Source organism: Hyphomonadaceae bacterium BL14, from assembly GCA_027627705.1.
In the GTDB taxonomy this organism is placed as follows: domain Bacteria; phylum Pseudomonadota; class Alphaproteobacteria; order Caulobacterales; family Maricaulaceae; genus Oceanicaulis.
In genome coordinates this window covers 2,167,479-2,184,256 of the sequence record CP091242.1, presented here as the reverse complement: position 1 = coordinate 2,184,256, position 16,778 = coordinate 2,167,479, and the positions used below count along the sequence as shown (strand labels likewise).

Genomic DNA, 16,778 nt, shown 5'->3' with positions numbered 1-16,778 from the left:
CGCGTAACAGCATTCTCTGCAGCCCGCGGCGCGATCACCGCCCGCCGGCGGCGCTCATGGCGCTGAGCAGGAATTCCGAGACCGGCGTGTTGTCCATCGCCTCGCCACGCTCGCCCAGGGCACCGATCGGGCGTCCGGCCGCGCGCACCAGCACAAGGCCCGCGTCGCTGGCCGAGATCGTCAGGCCCGGCTCGTCAGGGGCGCGGTAGATATCGCCCGCTTCCATCTGGCGCGACACCAGAATGCGGCCCGAGGCGTCGCGCACTTCCAGATGCACCAGCCCGCCTGCTTCCAGCACCACGGCGCCCGTGCTGCGCGGACCGGGCAGGCCGGCCCAGATATCCTCGGGCTGGCGCATGGGCTGGGCGGCGGCAGGCGATGGTGCCGTGGTTTCAGCGCTCATCATGGCCAGGATGGGCTGGCCGGCGGCGCTGGCGGTATCGCGCTGGGAAATGTAATGGCCATACCAGCCGGCCATGGCGATCACGGCGCACAGGAGCGCGATCGTGCCCAGTATGCCGCGGGGCAGCTTGATCTCGCGCTTTTCCTGGGGGGCGGTCGGCTGGGAGCGGCCGGTATCGCATTCGACCTCGGTCTTGAACTGCTCCACGCATCCGGCTGCGTCGAGTCCAAGAAAATTGGCATACGTGCGCAGATATCCCACCGCATAGGCGCGCGAGGGCAGGCCCCGCGGGTCCATGGATTCCAGCGCTTCGAGATAATCGCGCTTGATACGCGTGCGATCCGAGGCTGAATCCAGCGTCAGTTCCGCGTTGATTCGGGCCGTCCTGAGGCGTTCGCCGAGGGTCAAATCGGTGTCGTCAGCGCGCCTTCCGGGCTGGGAAAACACAGCATCGACAGGGATATAGGCGCTATCCGCCACTGTGGTGTCGAGCTTGCCCATTGAGGCCTTGATCATGTCACGCGCCGTGCCGGGCGCCCCCTCGCGAGTGTGGCTTGCCTGCCGCACTGCAACACCATTCAATCAAATGCTTGTCAATTCATCAACAAGTTCTCGCGGCAGACCCGCATTTTCTCCCGCCGCCAGCAATGCGCGGCGCAAATCCGGCCGACCTCCGGCGATCGCCTCATCCAGCCAGGCGCCCAGACGCGCGCCGTCCAGCCCGGCCAGGGCGCGCTTGACCGGGCCGATCATGCCGCCGGCCATGGACAGGGACCGGTAGCCCAGCCCGGCGAGCACGCACGCCTCCAGCGGACGTCCGGCCAGCTCGCCGCAGACATTGACCGGCTTGCCGGCGGCGTCACACGCCTCGCGCACCGATTTGAAGAGCGCCAGGGCGGGCGTGCTGATCGGGTCATAGCGCCCGGCCACGCGCGGGTTCTGGCGGTCGGCCGCGAAGAAATACTGCATCAGATCATTGGCGCCGACCGATACGAAATCCGCCATGGCCAGGCACGCCTGCGGTGCAAACGCGATGGCCGGGGTCTCCAGCATGAAGCCGATGCGCACGCTGGATGGCGGCACATGGCCGTGGCGCTCAGCGTGGCGCAGCTCCTGTTGCAGCATGTCGCTGGCCTCGGTGAACTCGCGCGGGTCGGTGATCAGCGGGAACAGCACATTCAGCGCCCGGCCCGAGGCCGCGTGCACCAGCGCACGCAGCTGGTAGCGGGTGAGGCCCGGCCGGTCGAGGCCCATGCGGAGGCCCCGCCAGCCCAGCGCCGGGTTGGCTTCGCGCGTCGCCCGTGTATAGGGCGCGACCTTGTCACCGCCCAGATCCAGTGTCCGGAACACCACCGGCCGGTCGCCGGCGGCGTCCAGGGCGGCGGCGTAAAGATCGATCTGGGCCTGCAGGCGCGGCAGGGTGTCGGAGACCATGAACTGGAACTCGGTGCGGAACAGGCCGATGCCTTCCGCCCCGCTCTCCTCCAGCCGCATCAGCTCCACCAGCAGACCGGCATTGGCTGACAGGACGATGCGCGTGCCGTCCTTGGTCATGGCCGGCGCGCCGCGCAGGCCGGCATAGACCCGGCGGCGTTCGGCCAGGCCCGCGATCCGTTCGTCATAGGCGTCGCGCACCTCATCGGACGGGCGCGCGTGCAACAGGCCGAACTCGCCATCGACGATCACCGCATCGCCGTCTTCGACCCGGTCCAGCGCGCCTTCGATCTGGCCCACCATGGGAATGCCCAGGGCCTTGGCCACGATGGCGGCATGGCTGGTCTGGGAGCCCTCTTCCACCGCCACGCCGACCAGGTTGCGCCGGTCCAGCTCCAGAAGCTCGGCCGGCCCGATGCTGCGCGCGATCAGGACCGCGCCTTCGGGCAGCTGGGCCGCCGCTTCCGCGCCATTGCGCTCCAGATGCCGTAACAGGCGGTTGGCGAGGTCTTCCAGATCATGCAGGCGTTCGCGGAAATACGGATCGCGCGCCTGCATCAGACGGGCGCGATGCTCGTTGCGCACGCGCTCCACGGCGGCTTCGGCGGTCAGGCCCGCGCGCACCGCCTCGCGCAGCTGGTCCAGCCAGCCGCGGTCATGGGCGAACATGCGGTAGGCCTCAAGCACTTCGCGCGACGGCGTGCCCATGGGTGCGCGGCCGGAATCGAGCAGCAGGTCCACAGAGCGGCGAAGCCTCTTGATGGCCTCCTCCAGCCGGGTTTCCTCGGCCTCGGCATCCTCGGCCACCATGCGGGCGGGGCGCACATGGGGCTCGTGCTTGACCGCGACCCCGCGCGCCAGCCCGCCCGACAGAGCCAGACCCTGAAAGCGCTCGGGCCGCGACAGGCGCAGTTCCAGCCCGGAAAAGGCCTCGGCCCCCACCAGATCGCCCGAGACGACAATCTCGGCCAGCAGCATGGCGACGGTCTGCAGGGTCTCGATCTCTTCTTCCGTGATCGGACGCACGGCGCGGGTCTGGGCGGTCAGCACGCCCACCAGGCGGCCGCCACGCAGGATCGGCACGCCGACAAAGCTCTTGAACGGCTCCTCGCCGGTTTCGGGCCGGAAGGAGAAGCTGGGATGGCTTGGCGCGTCCTCGACGGAGAATGGCCGCGCGCGCCGCGCCACCAGACCCACCAGCCCCTCGCCGGCCTTCAGCCGCGTGCGGTGCACCGCGTCAGGCTTCAGGCCGTGGGTGGCGGACAGCTCCAGTGCGCCGGACGAGCGCACCAGATAGATCGAGCACACTTCCGACGCGGTTTCTTCCGAGATGATGTCGGTGAGCCGGTCGAGGCGCTTTTGCGCATCCTCCTGCACCGCCATCAGGTCGCGGATCCGCCCGAGCAGACGGCGCGGTCCGCGCGCGGCAGGCTGCAGGGCGTCTGGCGTCATGATCACCATTCCATTGGCGTGCAGGGTGGCGCACGGGTCCGGCCCCGCCCGCTATTGGCCAGACAAGCGCGCCGCGCGCAACCCTGCAAGCTGACCAGAGACAGCGCGCGTGCCCTGTGCATCAAGAGGCGGCGGCCCCCACCGGTTGCGCGCGGGCGAAGCGCGCGCCGTGCTCGCGCGGGCTCAGTCGAGCCCCAGCGCCGCCCGCACGGGCGGTGTCCAGCCCACATGAAATGCGCCGCCCGCCTCGATCACCGGGCGCTTGATGAGGGTGGGGTGGTCGGCGAGCAGGCCGGCCGGATCGGCTGCCAGACGCGCCCGCTGGCCTTCATCCAAGCCGCGCCAGGTGGTGGAGCGGGTATTGGCCAGCTGATCAACGCCCACAGCCGCGATCCAGCCGGGCAGCCGCGCGCCGAGGCCGGGATCGCTGCGGATATCCACGACGGTGATACTGCGTCCCGCCGCCTCCAGCGCTCTGAGGGCCTTGCGGCAGGTATCGCAGGTTTTCAGGCCGTAAAGGGTTGTCGCCATGGCTCAGTCTCACACCAGCGCGAGCACGCAGCGCACGGCCATGACGATCAGGAACACGGTCGCCAGCGTGTACAGGGCGAAGCGCACCGGAATGAAATTGACGGTCGCCTGAAACAGGCTGTGAACGATGCGCAAGGCCACATAGCCCCAGGCCAGGCCGATGAACACGGTGTCGGCGGTGCCGCCGGTCAGGTGGATATAGAAGACCAGCGCATAGAACAGCATGGGCTGTTCGTGCAGGTGGTTATGGTTATCGGCGACCTGGCGCACCGCGCGTGGCAGCACGTCCATCTCCGACTTTTCGCGCATTCTGGCGGCGTTGATGCCGGCCTTCTGCATGGCAGGGATGCGCGTGGCGTACATCCACAGCCACATCACCAGCGTCCAGGCGATGAGGACCAGAAGAGGGGTCAGAATGGTCTCGTACATGACAGATCTCCGCACAAACGCGCGCGCGCCCAGCCGCGCACCCGCCGGCGCGCAGTCAAGCCTGAGTCCGGCTCGCAAGGAAGCGCGATCTCAGCCCAGTTCAGCGTCATGCGGTTTAAGCGCGGCGGGGCGATAGGGCGGTGCCGCACCGGCATAGCGCTCCAGGACGGACGGGTGGAGGGCGGCCCGTACGGGCGCCGGGATCTGGCGCGGCTCGTGCCCGAGCTTGTCCAGAAGGCCGCAGCTGCGCTCCGGGACCGGATGCAGCGGATCGGGACGGAACCATGTGTCCGGATGGCGGGTCAGGTCCACGCCAAGCCCCAGCGCCGCCGCCTCGTGCGCCATCCAGTCGAGCGCCACATCAGACAGGGGCTCGCTCGCCTCCTCGCCGCCGCCAACGCCGCCATGGCCGCCGGCGAACCAGACCTGTCTGACCTGATCCGGCGCGGCATTGGGCGAGGCGATCATCTCGGTGGGCGCGAACGCCTTGCGGTCCTCGTCAATGGCGCAGGCATGACGCGCATGGGCGATGGAGCGGTTGAGAAAGCAGTCGTGAAACCGGTAATCCTTGTTCGTCCGGCGGGCGACCGCCCCCAGCCCGGGGATGCGGGTTTCGGGAATGCCGCGCATGCCCACCGTGTCCCAGCATCCCAGAAACCGGATGGGTGCCACGGCGCCATGGGCCGCGCGGAAGGCCACGGCCTCGGGCGAGGAGGGCTTTACATCCGGCTTGCGATACAGCTCGAAGGCCTCGTCCAGCTTGTGGATCGACATCCGGCTCAACAGCCCCGAGCAATAGATCATCCCGGCCAGCGAGCGCACAGTGAAGGCACCGCGCGAAAACCCGAACAGATAAATCTCGTCACCGGGCGCGTAATTGAAGGCGAGGAACTGATAGGCCGCGCTGATCTTCTGCTCCAGCCCGGACCCGAACAGGCCCCCCAGGGCGCGCTGGATATTGGCACCCTGACGCTCGAACCAGTTGGCATTGGCGAAATCAAAGGGCACGCCAACGCCTGTGTCATGATAGACGATCTGCTGGACCGGCGCGCCGTCAGCGCCCCGCGCCTCGGGCAGGATGGCGCGGGCGATCTTGACCACATTCGTGGGACAGGGTTGGCCCACACGCTGCCAGGTACCGTCACAACACACGACCAGCCGCTTCATGAGCTATCCTTCCGCCGCATCAAACCGGGCAGAAGACTATTCCCTCATTGCGTGTGTATGGACAAGGCCGATTCGATCAGGACGCGTCCACCTTGCCGTGGCAGTGCTTGTATTTCTTGCCGGACCCGCACGGGCACAGGGCGTTGCGCTGGACCCGGCCCCAGGTGGCAGGGTCGTCAGGGTCAATCGCGGTGGCGGCAACGCGCGAGGACAGCGGCGCGCGGGCACCGGTACCGGCGGTACCGGGCTCACTCTCGTCGCCGATAGTGTTGCGGCCGGTCGCCGGGTCGGCGTGGCGCACTTCCAGATTTTCCGGCGGGCGCGGGGCCGGCAGCGGGGCGGACGGCACCAGGCGCAGATTGAACAGCATGCGCGTGGTTTCAAAGCGCAGCTCGTCCAGCAGCCCCTCGAACAGGGAGAAGGCCTCGGTCTTGTACTCGTTGAGCGGGTCACGCTGGGCGTAGCCGCGCAGGCCGATCACCGAGCGCAGGGCGTCGAGCTGCTGCAAGTGCTCGCGCCAGTTCTGGTCGATGGTCTGCAGGAGGATCTGCTTTTCGATGCGGCGCATCAGCTCCGGGCCGATATCGGCGGCGCGCTCGGCATAGGCCTCATCCACGGCATTGGACAGGCGGTCGAGAATTTCCTCATCCGCAATGCCCTCTTCGGCGGCCCATTCGGTGACCGGGAGTTCAAGGTTGAAATACTTGGTCACCGCCTCGTTGAGGCCCGCCACGTCCCACTGGTCGGCATAGGCCTTGGGTGGAATGTGGCGCTTGACCAGATCCTCGGCGCACTGGGCGCGCATGTCCTTGATCACGTCGGACACGTTGGCAGCGGTCATGAACTCGATGCGCTGCTCGAAGATCGCCTTGCGCTGGTCGTTCATCACGTCGTCGTATTTCAGGATATTCTTGCGGATGTCGAAATTGCGCTGCTCGACCTTCTTCTGCGAGGTCTCCACCGCTTTGGTCATCCACGGATGCTGGATCGCCTCGCCATCCTTCAGGCCCAGCGTGCGCATGATGGTGTCCAGGCGTTCCGGCGCGAAAATACGCAGCAGATCGTCTTCCACTGACAGATAGAAGGCGGTGCGCCCCGGGTCGCCCTGACGGCCCGAACGGCCGCGCAGCTGATTGTCGATGCGGCGGCTCTCATGGCGCTCGGTGCCGATTACGAACAGGCCGCCGGCCTCCAGCGCCTTTTGCTTCTTGGCCTCAACGTCAGCGGCGATCTCGGCCCTCTTGGCGGCAATCGCCTCATCGGACGGCGCGCGGCCGGCCTCCGCCTCTGCGGCCTCCCAGGCCTCCAGGCGGGACTCCACATTGCCGCCCAGCTTGATGTCGGTGCCGCGCCCGGCCATGTTGGTGGCGATGGTCACGGCGCCCGGCACACCGGCCTGGGCGATAATGCTCGCCTCCTGCTCGTGATAGCGCGCATTGAGCACTTTGTGGGTGATGTTCTTTTCCGTGAGGAAAGCCGACAGCGATTCCGATTTCTCGATGGACACGGTGCCCACGAGAACCGGCTGGTCGTTCTTGTGCGCCGCCTCGATGGCGGTGAGGATGGCTTCGTTCTTCTCGCGCGCGGTGCGGTAAAGCTCGTCTTCCTCGTCGATCCGCTGGATCGGACGATTGGTCGGGATTTCCATTACGCCGAGCTTGTAGATGGCCGCAAACTCGTCGGCCTCGGTAGCTGCCGTGCCGGTCATGCCCGCCAGCTTGTCGTAGAGGCGGAAGTAATTCTGGAAGGTGATCGAGGCGAGCGTCTGGTTTTCCGGCTGGATCTCCACCTGCTCCTTGGCCTCGATCGCCTGGTGCAGGCCCTCCGACAGGCGCCGGCCCGGCATCATGCGTCCGGTGAACTCGTCGATCAGGATCACATCGCCATCGCGCACGATGTAGTCCTTGTCCTTGCGGAACAGCTTGTGGGCTTTGAGCGCCTGGTTCACGTGGTGAACCGTGGTGACGTTCTCGATATCGTAGAGATCGCCGGTCTCCAGCAGGCCGCGCTCACGCAGCAAGTCCTCGATATGCTCATTGCCCTCTTCGGTGAAGGTGCACGAGCGGGCCTTCTCGTCGATCGCGAAGTCCTCGTCGTCGAGCAACGGGATGATCGTGTCGATGGTCTTGTAGAAATCGGTGCGGTCGTCGGTGCGGCCCGAAATGATCAGCGGCGTGCGCGCCTCGTCGATCAGGATGGAGTCCACCTCGTCCACGATGGCGTAGTGGTGGGTGGCCTTTTCAATCGGCCGGCCGCCGAACTGCACCATGTCGCCCAGCGAGTATTTCATATTGTCGCGCAGATAGTCGAAGCCGAGCTCGTTATTGGTGCCGTAGGTGATGTCGCAGGCATAGGCCGCGCGGCGTTCCTCGTCATAGATGCCATGGACGATCACGCCCGTGGTCATGCCCAGCCTGGCATAGACCTGGCCCATCCATTCGGAGTCGCGCTTGGCCAGATAGTCGTTCACCGTGACAATGTGCACGCCCTTGCCCGGCAGGGCGTTGAGATAGGCGGCCAGCGTGGAGACCAGGGTCTTGCCCTCGCCGGTCTTCATCTCGGCGATCGAGCCTTCATGCAGCGTGATGCCGCCCATGAGCTGCACATCATAATGACGCTCGCCCAGCGCCCGGCGGGCGGCTTCGCGCACGGCCGCGAAGGCTTCGGGAAGCAGCTTGTCCAGGCTCTCGCCCGCCTCGTGACGGGTCCGGAACTCGGCAGTTTTCGCCTTGAGCTGGTCATCATCCAGCGCCACAAAGTCAGGCTCGAGCGCGTTGATCTTCTCCACCAGCGGGCGCATCCGTTTGACCACGCGGTCATTGGACGATCCGAAAAGCTTGCGGGTGAAGTTGAGCATGACGTATCAGCCTTTGCGCGGGCGCGGACAACGGGTCTGTCTGAGGGTCTGTCTGACCCGACCCGCCTCGCCGCAGCGCCCGAAAGCGCGCCAGCGGCAGGGCGGTGCGGACTGACCCAGGTGCACGGTGACTTAAGGAGGCCCCGTTTGACTGTCAATCAAGCCCGCCCGCTCAGCCTGCTGTATGCCCTGTCCATGGCCGCCCTGGCGGGGGCCTGTCTGGCCGCCTGCAGCGGGTCTGACGAGGGTGAAACCGCCACGGCCGGCCGCTCCGGTGCAGACCATCTGCGCTTCATGGAAGACCGCTCCGGTGCCGGAACGCCTGCGGCCCGTGTGGGCAATGCCGTGATCACGGTGGAGGATGTGCGCCGCGAGGCGCGCGCGCGCGATCTCAGCGATGATCCCGATGCGCTGGAGCCGGGCAATCCGGTGTTCCGCGAGGCGCTGGAGGCGCTGATCGATCAGCGCCTGCTGGCGCTGGAGGCGGTGCGCCTGCGCCTGCATGAAACCCCGCAGGCGCGCGAGCGCCTGGCCGATGCCGAAGAGCGCATTCTGGGCAATGTGCTGATGGAGACCGAGGTCGCCGACGCTGTGTCGGATGACGCCGTGCGCCGGGTTTATGAGGAGCAGAGCCGTCTGGTCCCGCCCCAGGACGAGGTGCGTGCGCGCCATATCCTGGTGGCCTCACGCGATGAGGCACGCGAAGTGCTGCGCCAGCTGGAGGACGGTGCCGATTTCGCGGCCCTGGCCCGCCAGGTCAGCCTGGACCCTGCCACGCGTCTCGAAGGCGGCGATATCGGCTATTTCACCGCTGCCGGCATCCTGCCCGAATTTGCCCGTGTGGCGTTCGCCACCCCGCGCGGCGAGATCAGTGCGCCATTCCAGACCGAAGCGGGCTGGCATGTGCTCACCGTGATCGACCGGCGCGCCCAGCCGCGCCCGTCGCTCGATACGATGCGGCCCAGCATCGTGCGCTTCCTGACCATGCAGCGCATCGACTCGCTGCTCGAAACCATACGTCAGCGCTATCCCGTCACCATCACTGCAGCGCGCGCGCCCGCCGAGCTGCGCCGCCCCGTGCCCGAGCAGGCCGACGGGGCAGAGGGGGATGACGGTGCCGCTGAAGCGGATGACGGCACCGGGAACGATCCGGCCCCCGGCCGGCGTTAGGCTCGCGCTAACCGTCCCGGCATACCCGCCCTTAACGCCAACGAGGTCATGATGGTCACAAGTCCGGCGTCCATCCTGCTGGTCGCAGCCTGTGCGCTGGTGGATTCAGGCGGGCGCGTGCTGATCGCGCGCCGGCCGCAAGGCAAGGCGTTCGCCGGGTCCTGGGAGTTTCCAGGCGGCAAGCTGGAGCCGGGAGAGAGTCCCGAACAGGCCGTCGTGCGCGAGCTGCGCGAAGAGCTGGGAGTTGAGCCATGCGAACAGTGCCTGCAACCCTTCGCTTTCGCATCCTGCCCGGTCGAGGGCGGGCAGCGCTGGCTTGTGATGCCGCTGTTTGTGTGCCGGCGCTGGGACGGGTTCGTCGACCCGAAGGAAGGCCAGGAGATCGCCTGGGTGCGCCCGGAGCGGCTGAGCGATTATCCGCTCTTGCCCGCGGACCGGCCGCTGGCCGCCGAGCTGCGCGACCGGCTGGAGGGCGTGAAGGCGTCCTGAGCGACTGCGCTGGCACCACCGCCATTGAATACGCCCTGATCGCCGGCCTGATTGCTCTGGCGGTCATTGTCGGCATATCCGCGCTGGGCGTGGGCAATGGCGGCATGTGGGCGAATATCGAAGCCGAGGTGAGCGCCGCTCTGGCCGGCGGCTAGGGCGCGAGGCGCTCGAACCTGTCAAAGGTGAGGCAGCCCGCGAGCGCTGAAAGACACACAATGCCCGCACAAGGACGGACTGGCTCCGGCATGTTCAGCTGCAAGGCTGCCTTGTTGCCACACCATCAAAGTGTGACCGAAACGTAAATTACCCACAGGCCCGAACACGCGCCGCCCCGCTGATCCGGCGGGACGGCGCGCACTGTTCAGTGGCCGCGATCAGGCCTCGTTGAGCCAGCGCTTGGCTTCCAGCCGGGCGATGGTGCGCTCGTGCACCTCGTCCGGGCCGTCGGCGATGCGCAGGGTGCGGATGCCGGCATAGGCCGCCGCCAGCGGGAAGTCATCGCTGACCCCGCCGCCGCCATGGACCTGGATGGCGTCGTCAATGACCTGCAGGGCGACGCGCGGGGCGGCGACCTTGATCATGGCGATCTCGCCGCGGGCCGCCTTGTTGCCCACCGTGTCCATCATCCAGGCAGCTTTCAGGGTCAGCAGGCGCGTGCATTCGATATCGATGCGGGCCTTGGCGATGCGGTGCTCCCAGATGGAATGCTGGATCACGCGCTTGCCGAAGGCTTCCCGGCTCATGGCGCGGCGCACCATCAGCTCCAGCGCCCGCTCCGCCGCGCCGATCGTGCGCATGCAGTGGTGGATGCGCCCCGGCCCGAGCCGGCCTTGCGCAATTTCAAAGCCCCGGCCTTCGCCCAGCAGCATGTTGCTGGCCGGCACGCGCACATTCTCCAGCTTCACTTCCATATGGCCGTGGGGCGCGTCGTCATAGCCGAACACCGGCAGGTGGCGCAGGATGGTTACGCCCGGCGCGTCGGCGGGCACCAGGATCATGGATTGCTGGCGGTAAGTCTCGGCGTCCGGATCGGTCTTGCCCATCAGGATAAAGACCTTGCAGCGCGGATCGCCGGCGCCCGAGCTCCACCATTTCACGCCGTTGATCACATAGTCATCGCCATCACGCCGGATCGAGCATTCGATATTGGTCGCATCCGAAGACGCCACCGCCGGTTCGGTCATCAGGAAGGCCGAGCGGATCTCGCCCTTCAGCAGCGGCGTCAGCCACTGGTCCTGCTGGGCTTTCGTGCCGTAGCGCACCAGAACTTCCATATTGCCGGTGTCCGGCGCGGCGCAGTTGAACACCTCCGAGGACCAGGGCACCCGGCCCATTTCCTCGGCCAGCGGGGCGTAGTCGGCATTGGACAGGCCCGCGCCCTGATCGGAATCGGGCAGGAAGAGATTCCAAAGTCCGGCCTCTTTGGCCTTGGCTTTCAGCTCTTCGATGATCGGCAGCACCTGCCAGCGGTTCTCGCCAAAGCCTTTGAGCTGTTCGTGATAGGTGTGCTCATTGGGGTAGACGTGGCTGTCCATGAAGGCGCGCAGGCGCTTGAGGTAGTCCTTGCACACGTCGGAATATTCAAAGTTCATCTTATGCTCCTCCCGCGCCGGTCATCCCGGCGGTCTGTATCTGGGGCCAATCATAACCATCTGGCGCAGAATTCCACCCGCGACATGACCACGCTTGTCATCCTGATCACAGTTTTTCTCAGCGCCATCGTGTCGGCCATGCTCGGCATGGCCGGCGGGCTGGTGCTGATGGGGGTGCTGGCGCTGGTCCTGCCGGTGCCTGCGGCCATGGTGACCCATGGCGTGGTGCAGAGCGTGTCCAATGGCTGGCGCGCCGTGCTGCTGCGCCGCTTCATCCTGTGGAAGGCGCTGGGGTTCTACCTCATCGGATCGGCGCTGGCGGGGCTGGGATTGCTGGCGGTGCAGCTCACGCTGGACCGGGCCTGGCTGCTGATCGCTCTGGGCTGCGTACCGATGCTGGTCTGGCTGCCGGCCGGGCGCTGGTCGCTGGATGCGGCGCGGCCCGTCCATGGCGTGGCGGCAGGATTTCTGGTCACCGGGCTGAATGTGATCGCCGGGGTTTCGGGGCCCTTGCTGGACGTGTTTTTCCAGAATACCGGCATTGACCGGCGCGCCATTGTCGCCACCAAGGCCGCCAGCCAGGTGGCCGCCCATGGCGTCAAGATCGCCTATTACACGGGCCCGGCGCTGGCGGTCAGTGATGCCGGATTGCTCTGGCTCATTGCGCTGGCTGTGCCGTTCTCCATCGCGGGCACGACGCTGGGCGCGCGGGTGCTGGCGCGCATGAGCGAGGCGGTGTTCCGCCGGTGGACGAAGCGCGTGGTCACGGGCATCGGCCTGGTTTATCTGGTCATGGGCGCAGCGGAGATGGTGTGAGGGGCGTATGCAGCTGGTGACGGCGATCCTGGAAGACGCCCATGTGTGCCTTGAACCCCTGATCGAGGGGCACCGGGAGGCGCTGCGCGCCCCGGCCGATGATCCCGATATCTGGGCCTTCATGACCCAGCGTGGCGACGGCGCGCATTTTGACGCTTGGTTTGACAAGATGCTCAGCGCCAGCGCCGGGCCCGGCCAAATCAGCCATGCGGTGATCGACGCGGCGTCCGGCAGCTGTGTGGGCCATACCGCCTTTCTGGAAATCAGCGCCAGCCATGCCCGGGCGGAGATCGGCTGGACATGGTACGGGGCCGGCGTCCGGGGCGGCGCGGTGAACCCGGCCTGCAAGCGGCTTTTGCTGGCTCACGCCTTCGATTGCGGGGCGCAGCGGGTGGAGCTCAAGACCCATCACCTGAACTTGCGCAGCCAGAACGCCATTGCCCGGCTGGGCGCGGTGCGCGAGGGCGTGCTGCGCAGTCATTACGCCACCTGGACCGGACAGCGGCGTGACACGGTGATGTTTTCCATCCTGCGCGCAGAATGGCCGGGCGTGAGGCAGGCCCTCGACGCCCGCCTTAATTCTCTTTGAAACCTGCGCGCTCCAGCGCTGCGATCAGGGCGGGAAGCCGCGAGGCGGCGCGTTCGTGCACCCCGACAGGATCGGCCTTGAACAGATCGGCGCGCAGCCAGGCTTCAGAGGCGGCGGCCTCTGCGTCGACGCCCGCGAATGTCGCGAGCTTCGAGACCTCAGCGCCCGGATCGGCGGCCAGCGCCTCATAGGACACGGTCATCACCCGGTCGCCGAACAGGGTGCTCCAGCGCTCGCACAGCTGGTTGGTCCGGGTGGTCACCCGGGCGATATCATCCAGATGATAGGACCAGTAACGGCCCTTGCGGAAGCGCCGCTTGAAGATCGCCCAGGCCAGGTCTTTGGGCTCACGGGTCACGATGATGAAGCGCGCCGCCGGCAGGGCCAGCCCGGCTGCACCCACCGACATTTCGTTGAGGCTGGACGGATCAATGATGCGGTCCACCTTGCCGGTACGCTCTTCGGCATAGCGCAGATAGGCGCGGCCCACCTCGGCCAGCACCGACCGGTCGCCCGCTTCACTCAGCGCGTGCTCGATGTCTTCCGGCCGCTGGTCCCCCAGTGGCGAGGCGGCCATCCAGAACAGGCTATTATAGCGCTCCAGGCGCGCAACCCTGTCGCCTGCGGCCAGCGCCCGGGCCAGCCAGCTGGCACCGGCGGCGGGCGGGGCAACGATGAAGACCGGCCGCGCATCCAGCAAGCCGGCATCATTCTGGCTCCGGGCGAAGCGGGGGTCATAGACGCTCAGCAGATGGTCAATGGCCTGCTCATGCCGGTCGATATCGAACGGGGCCGTCTCACGGTAGAATGCTGCCCCCTCGGTCACCCGGCGGGCGGAGATGTCGTACTCGCCCACATCCTCGTAGGCCTTGGCGATAGCGTAGGCGAGCACGCCGCGCTGCTCGGCCAGAGCGGTTTCGGGCAAGTTGATCCGGGTCTGCTCCATGTGTGCCAGCACGTCATCACCGGGGGTGAAGGTGCGCGCCTGCGCCAGGCCCTCATAGGAAATCGCATCGCCACCGCTCAGCGCCACCGCTTCGCGGAAATGGGCTTCGGCCTCTTTGGCGCGGCCCAGCTCCAGCAGGGCGCGCCCGGCGCGCCGGCGCAGGACCACATCTTCGGGAAAGCGCCGGATCTGGGTTTCGAAGACTCTCAGCGCATTGGCGTGATCGCCCATCGCCGTATAGACCGCCGCCACCCACAGCCAGGATTCCAGATGATCGGGCGAGGCTTCGGCCACGCGCCCCGCCGCTTGAAGCGCTGCAAAATCATCCCCGGCCTGCAGCAAGGCCCCGGCCACACTCGCCCAGTCTGCGCCCAGCTGTACCTCCGCAGCCAGCGTGGCGCGGGCGGCGCGTGACATTTCCAGAAGGTTCTCGGCCTGAATGGCGGCCTGGAGGCGGGCGACGGGATCGGTCATGGCGGGTGCAAACCAGGATGGGGGCTGAAATCAGGGCGGGACGGCCGACGGGACGGGCGGGCAAACTAGCCGCGCACTGCCGCATGCGCCACCCTGCCTCGCCACAAGCACTTGCAAGGCATGGGCCGTTTGGGCCATGACCCGGATGACACATGGGGAGAATGCTGATGACTGAACCTGCCGAGCTTGCCCGCCAACCGCGCGCCGTGGCCGCGCGCGCCTGGTTTGAATCCCTGCGCGACCAGATCTGTGCCGCGTTCGAGGCGCTGGAAGACGCGGCCGATCCGGCGCTCTATCCGGGCGAGCCGGGCCGCTTCGATCTGACGCCCTGGCAGCGCGGCGACGGGTCCCAGGACCTGGGCGGCGGCGTGATGGGCCTGATGCGCGGGCGCCTGTTTGAAAAAGTCGGCGTGCACGTGTCCACCGTCTACGGGCAGTTCTCGCCGCAATTTGCCGGTCAGGTGCGCGGTGCCGCGGAGGATCCGCGCTTCGCCGCCACGGGTATTTCGCTGATTGCGCATATGCGCAATCCCCATGTGCCCGCCGTGCACATGAATACCCGCTTCATCTCCACCCAGCTGAGCTGGTTTGGCGGCGGCATGGATCTTAACCCGACCCAGGACTATCAGCGCCGCGACGATTTCGAGGACACGGTGCTGTTCCACGCGGCGGCCAAGGCGGCCTGCGACCGGGCCAACCCGGAATACCATCCCCGCTACAAGGCCTGGTGCGAGGAGTATTTCTGGCTCAAGCACCGCGCCGAGCCGCGCGGCACGGGCGGGATTTTCTACGACCATCTTGATACCGGTGATCACGAGGCCGACTTCATCTTCACCCAGGACGTGGGCAAGGCCTTTCTCGAGGCGTATCCGGCCATCGTGCGCACCCGCATGGGCACGCCCTGGACGCAGGCGGACCGGCGCGAACAGCTGATCCGGCGCGGACGCTATGCCGAGTTCAACCTGCTCTATGACCGCGGCACGAAATTCGGTCTGGAGACCGGCGGCAATATCGAGAGCATTCTCTCATCCATGCCGCCCGAGGCGATCTGGCCCTAGATGGCCCGTCCCGGCCCGAACAGAAAACGCCCCGCTGTCATCAGCGGGGCGTTTTTGTCTGCGCTCCAAGCCAGCTGAGGCTCAGGCGGCTTTCCTGGTCAGGGTCTCGGTCAGCAGTTCCAGCGCCTTGTCGCGGTCAACCTTTTCCACGGCGGCAACTTCGCGCACCATACGGTCGAGGGCGGATTCATAGAGCTGGCGCTCTGAATAGGACGGCTCGGGCTGGTCTTCCTGACGGTGCAGATCGCGCACCACTTCGGCGATGGAAATGAGATCGCCCGAATTGATCTTGGCTTCGTATTCCTGGGCGCGGCGGCTCCACATGGTGCGCTTGATGCGCGGCTTGCCTTTCAGCGTGCCGATCGCGTCTTTCAGCACCTGTTCGCTGGCCAGCGGCCGCATGCCCGATGTTGTCGCTTTCGCGGTGGGGACGCGCAGGGTCATCTTGTCCTGCTCGAACGAGACCACATAGACCTCGATATCATACCCGGCGACGGTTTCCTTCTCGACGCCGGTGACCCGGCCCACCCCGTGGGCGGGATAGACGATATAATCGCCCTTTTTGAAGGACTTGTTATCGTTGGCGGTTTTCTTTGTCATGGAGGCTCCCGTGTCCTTTTTGGGCTGGCGTCCCGGGTTGCGGGCTGCGCCAGCCATGGTGACAGTCCCGACTTCACACGCGCTATCTGGCGAGCGGGCTTGCGGGCCCGGCCAGGTTGAACTGAACATAAAGAAAGTCCACGTGCGGACCGGCGACAGGTCCGACGGGGGCGTTTCTCAAAAACCGATCAGTTCAAGACAGAAATCCTCAGGCCGCCAGCAGGCGCGCTATCCGATATGTCAGAGAGATAACACAAAAATGGCCAAAACTCAACGTGCTGCGCGCGCGAAGACGTACCGCATACGGACATGAGTTAACCAAAGCTTAACCGGGGCCGCAGCGCAGCTATTCTCCGGACCCGGGTTTCTCGGAGAAATATTTCTCCAACTTTCCCGTCACTGTTTCAAAATCCGCTGCGTCAGCAGGCGCATCTTTCTTGACAGTTATGTTCGGCCAGGCAGCCGCATATTTGGAATTGATCGCCAGCCACTTGCCGTCCGAGTCATCTTCAGTGTCCGGCTTGATGGCCTCCACCGGGCATTCGGGTTCGCAGACGCCACAGTCAATGCATTCGTCGGGATGGATGACGAGCATGTTCTCGCCCTCGTAGAAACAGTCTACGGGGCAGACCTCGACACAGTCGGTGAATTTGCAACGGATGCAGGCGTCAGTGACGATGTAGGTCATCGAGGAAGCGCTATACCTTTGATGATCAAACCGGAGACAGGTGTGAGCCGGATTTGGCGTCCGCGCGCCGGTTTGTCAATCGC

At 66.3% G+C, this 16,778-nt stretch carries 16 protein-coding genes; 6 read left to right on the top strand and 10 right to left on the bottom strand.

Annotated features, from left to right (window positions below; genetic code table 11):
* Positions 1 to 34: 34 nt before the first annotated feature.
* The 6 genes from L2D00_10635 to secA form a co-directional block, all read right to left on the bottom strand.
* Positions 35 to 919 carry a DUF4115 domain-containing protein gene (locus L2D00_10635; protein ID WBQ12299.1) on the bottom strand — a complete coding sequence of 295 codons (885 nt, stop codon included), beginning with the start codon at positions 917 to 919 and terminating at the stop codon, positions 35 to 37.
* A gap of 66 nt (positions 920 to 985) precedes the next feature.
* Positions 986 to 3,289 carry a phosphoenolpyruvate--protein phosphotransferase gene (gene ptsP / locus L2D00_10630; GenBank protein ID WBQ12298.1) on the bottom strand — a complete coding sequence of 768 codons (2,304 nt, stop codon included), beginning with the start codon at positions 3,287 to 3,289 and terminating at the stop codon, positions 986 to 988.
* Positions 3,290 to 3,472: 183 nt separating this feature from the next.
* Entirely contained in the window at positions 3,473 to 3,820 is a 348-nt protein-coding gene (locus L2D00_10625; protein ID WBQ12297.1) for an ArsC family transcriptional regulator, read from the bottom strand.
* Between the two features lie 9 nt (positions 3,821 to 3,829).
* On the bottom strand, positions 3,830 to 4,249 hold the full coding sequence (locus tag L2D00_10620) for an MAPEG family protein (GenBank protein ID WBQ12296.1): 420 nt from the start codon (positions 4,247 to 4,249) through the stop codon (positions 3,830 to 3,832).
* Between the two features lie 90 nt (positions 4,250 to 4,339).
* Positions 4,340 to 5,416, bottom strand: a complete 1,077-nt coding sequence (locus tag L2D00_10615; protein ID WBQ12295.1) for a DUF2235 domain-containing protein — start codon at positions 5,414 to 5,416, stop codon at positions 4,340 to 4,342.
* A 76-nt stretch (positions 5,417 to 5,492) separates the two neighbouring features.
* Complete coding sequence (gene secA / locus L2D00_10610) at positions 5,493 to 8,273, bottom strand: preprotein translocase subunit SecA (protein WBQ12294.1); 2,781 nt, start codon at positions 8,271 to 8,273, stop codon at positions 5,493 to 5,495.
* Between the two features lie 147 nt (positions 8,274 to 8,420).
* Between secA and L2D00_10605 the strand changes: the two genes are divergently transcribed.
* The 3 genes from L2D00_10605 to L2D00_10595 are packed head-to-tail and all read left to right on the top strand — an operon-like array spanning position 8,421 to position 10,087.
* Positions 8,421 to 9,443, top strand: a complete 1,023-nt coding sequence (locus L2D00_10605) for a peptidylprolyl isomerase (protein WBQ12293.1) — start codon at positions 8,421 to 8,423, stop codon at positions 9,441 to 9,443.
* A 48-nt stretch (positions 9,444 to 9,491) separates the two neighbouring features.
* Positions 9,492 to 9,932: a (deoxy)nucleoside triphosphate pyrophosphohydrolase gene (locus L2D00_10600; GenBank protein WBQ12292.1), complete on the top strand. Its 441-nt coding sequence runs from the start codon at positions 9,492 to 9,494 to the stop codon at positions 9,930 to 9,932.
* Positions 9,830 to 10,087, top strand: a complete 258-nt coding sequence (locus L2D00_10595) for a Flp family type IVb pilin (GenBank protein WBQ14506.1) — start codon at positions 9,830 to 9,832, stop codon at positions 10,085 to 10,087. The genes L2D00_10600 and L2D00_10595 overlap by 103 nt, the downstream gene beginning before the upstream one ends.
* A 219-nt stretch (positions 10,088 to 10,306) precedes the next feature.
* Here the strand turns inward: L2D00_10595 and L2D00_10590 are convergent, their stop codons facing one another.
* Complete coding sequence (locus L2D00_10590; protein ID WBQ12291.1) at positions 10,307 to 11,524, bottom strand: acyl-CoA dehydrogenase family protein; 1,218 nt, start codon at positions 11,522 to 11,524, stop codon at positions 10,307 to 10,309.
* An 84-nt stretch (positions 11,525 to 11,608) separates the two neighbouring features.
* On the opposite strand from L2D00_10590, the gene L2D00_10585 reads away from it, so the two are divergent.
* Both L2D00_10585 and L2D00_10580 read left to right on the top strand, forming a co-directional pair.
* The gene (locus tag L2D00_10585; GenBank protein ID WBQ12290.1) at positions 11,609 to 12,340 is read left to right on the top strand and encodes a sulfite exporter TauE/SafE family protein; all 732 of its coding nucleotides are present in this window, start codon (positions 11,609 to 11,611) and stop codon (positions 12,338 to 12,340) included.
* A gap of 7 nt (positions 12,341 to 12,347) precedes the next feature.
* On the top strand, positions 12,348 to 12,929 hold the full coding sequence (locus L2D00_10580) for a GNAT family N-acetyltransferase (GenBank protein WBQ12289.1): 582 nt from the start codon (positions 12,348 to 12,350) through the stop codon (positions 12,927 to 12,929).
* Here L2D00_10580 and L2D00_10575 read toward each other — a convergent pair.
* On the bottom strand, positions 12,916 to 14,349 hold the full coding sequence (locus tag L2D00_10575; GenBank protein ID WBQ12288.1) for a sulfotransferase: 1,434 nt from the start codon (positions 14,347 to 14,349) through the stop codon (positions 12,916 to 12,918). The two genes, L2D00_10580 and L2D00_10575, sit on opposite strands and share 14 nt — an antisense overlap.
* Before the next feature lie 167 nt (positions 14,350 to 14,516).
* Here L2D00_10575 and hemF point away from each other — a divergent pair, with 167 nt between their 5' ends.
* Positions 14,517 to 15,407, top strand: a complete 891-nt coding sequence (gene hemF, locus L2D00_10570; protein ID WBQ12287.1) for an oxygen-dependent coproporphyrinogen oxidase — start codon at positions 14,517 to 14,519, stop codon at positions 15,405 to 15,407.
* Positions 15,408 to 15,488: 81 nt separating this feature from the next.
* Here hemF and L2D00_10565 read toward each other — a convergent pair whose 3' ends face one another.
* Positions 15,489 to 16,007, bottom strand: a complete 519-nt coding sequence (locus L2D00_10565) for a CarD family transcriptional regulator (protein ID WBQ12286.1) — start codon at positions 16,005 to 16,007, stop codon at positions 15,489 to 15,491.
* A gap of 346 nt (positions 16,008 to 16,353) precedes the next feature.
* Positions 16,354 to 16,695 carry a ferredoxin family protein gene (locus tag L2D00_10560; protein ID WBQ12285.1) on the bottom strand — a complete coding sequence of 114 codons (342 nt, stop codon included), beginning with the start codon at positions 16,693 to 16,695 and terminating at the stop codon, positions 16,354 to 16,356.
* Positions 16,696 to 16,778 lie beyond the last annotated feature (83 nt).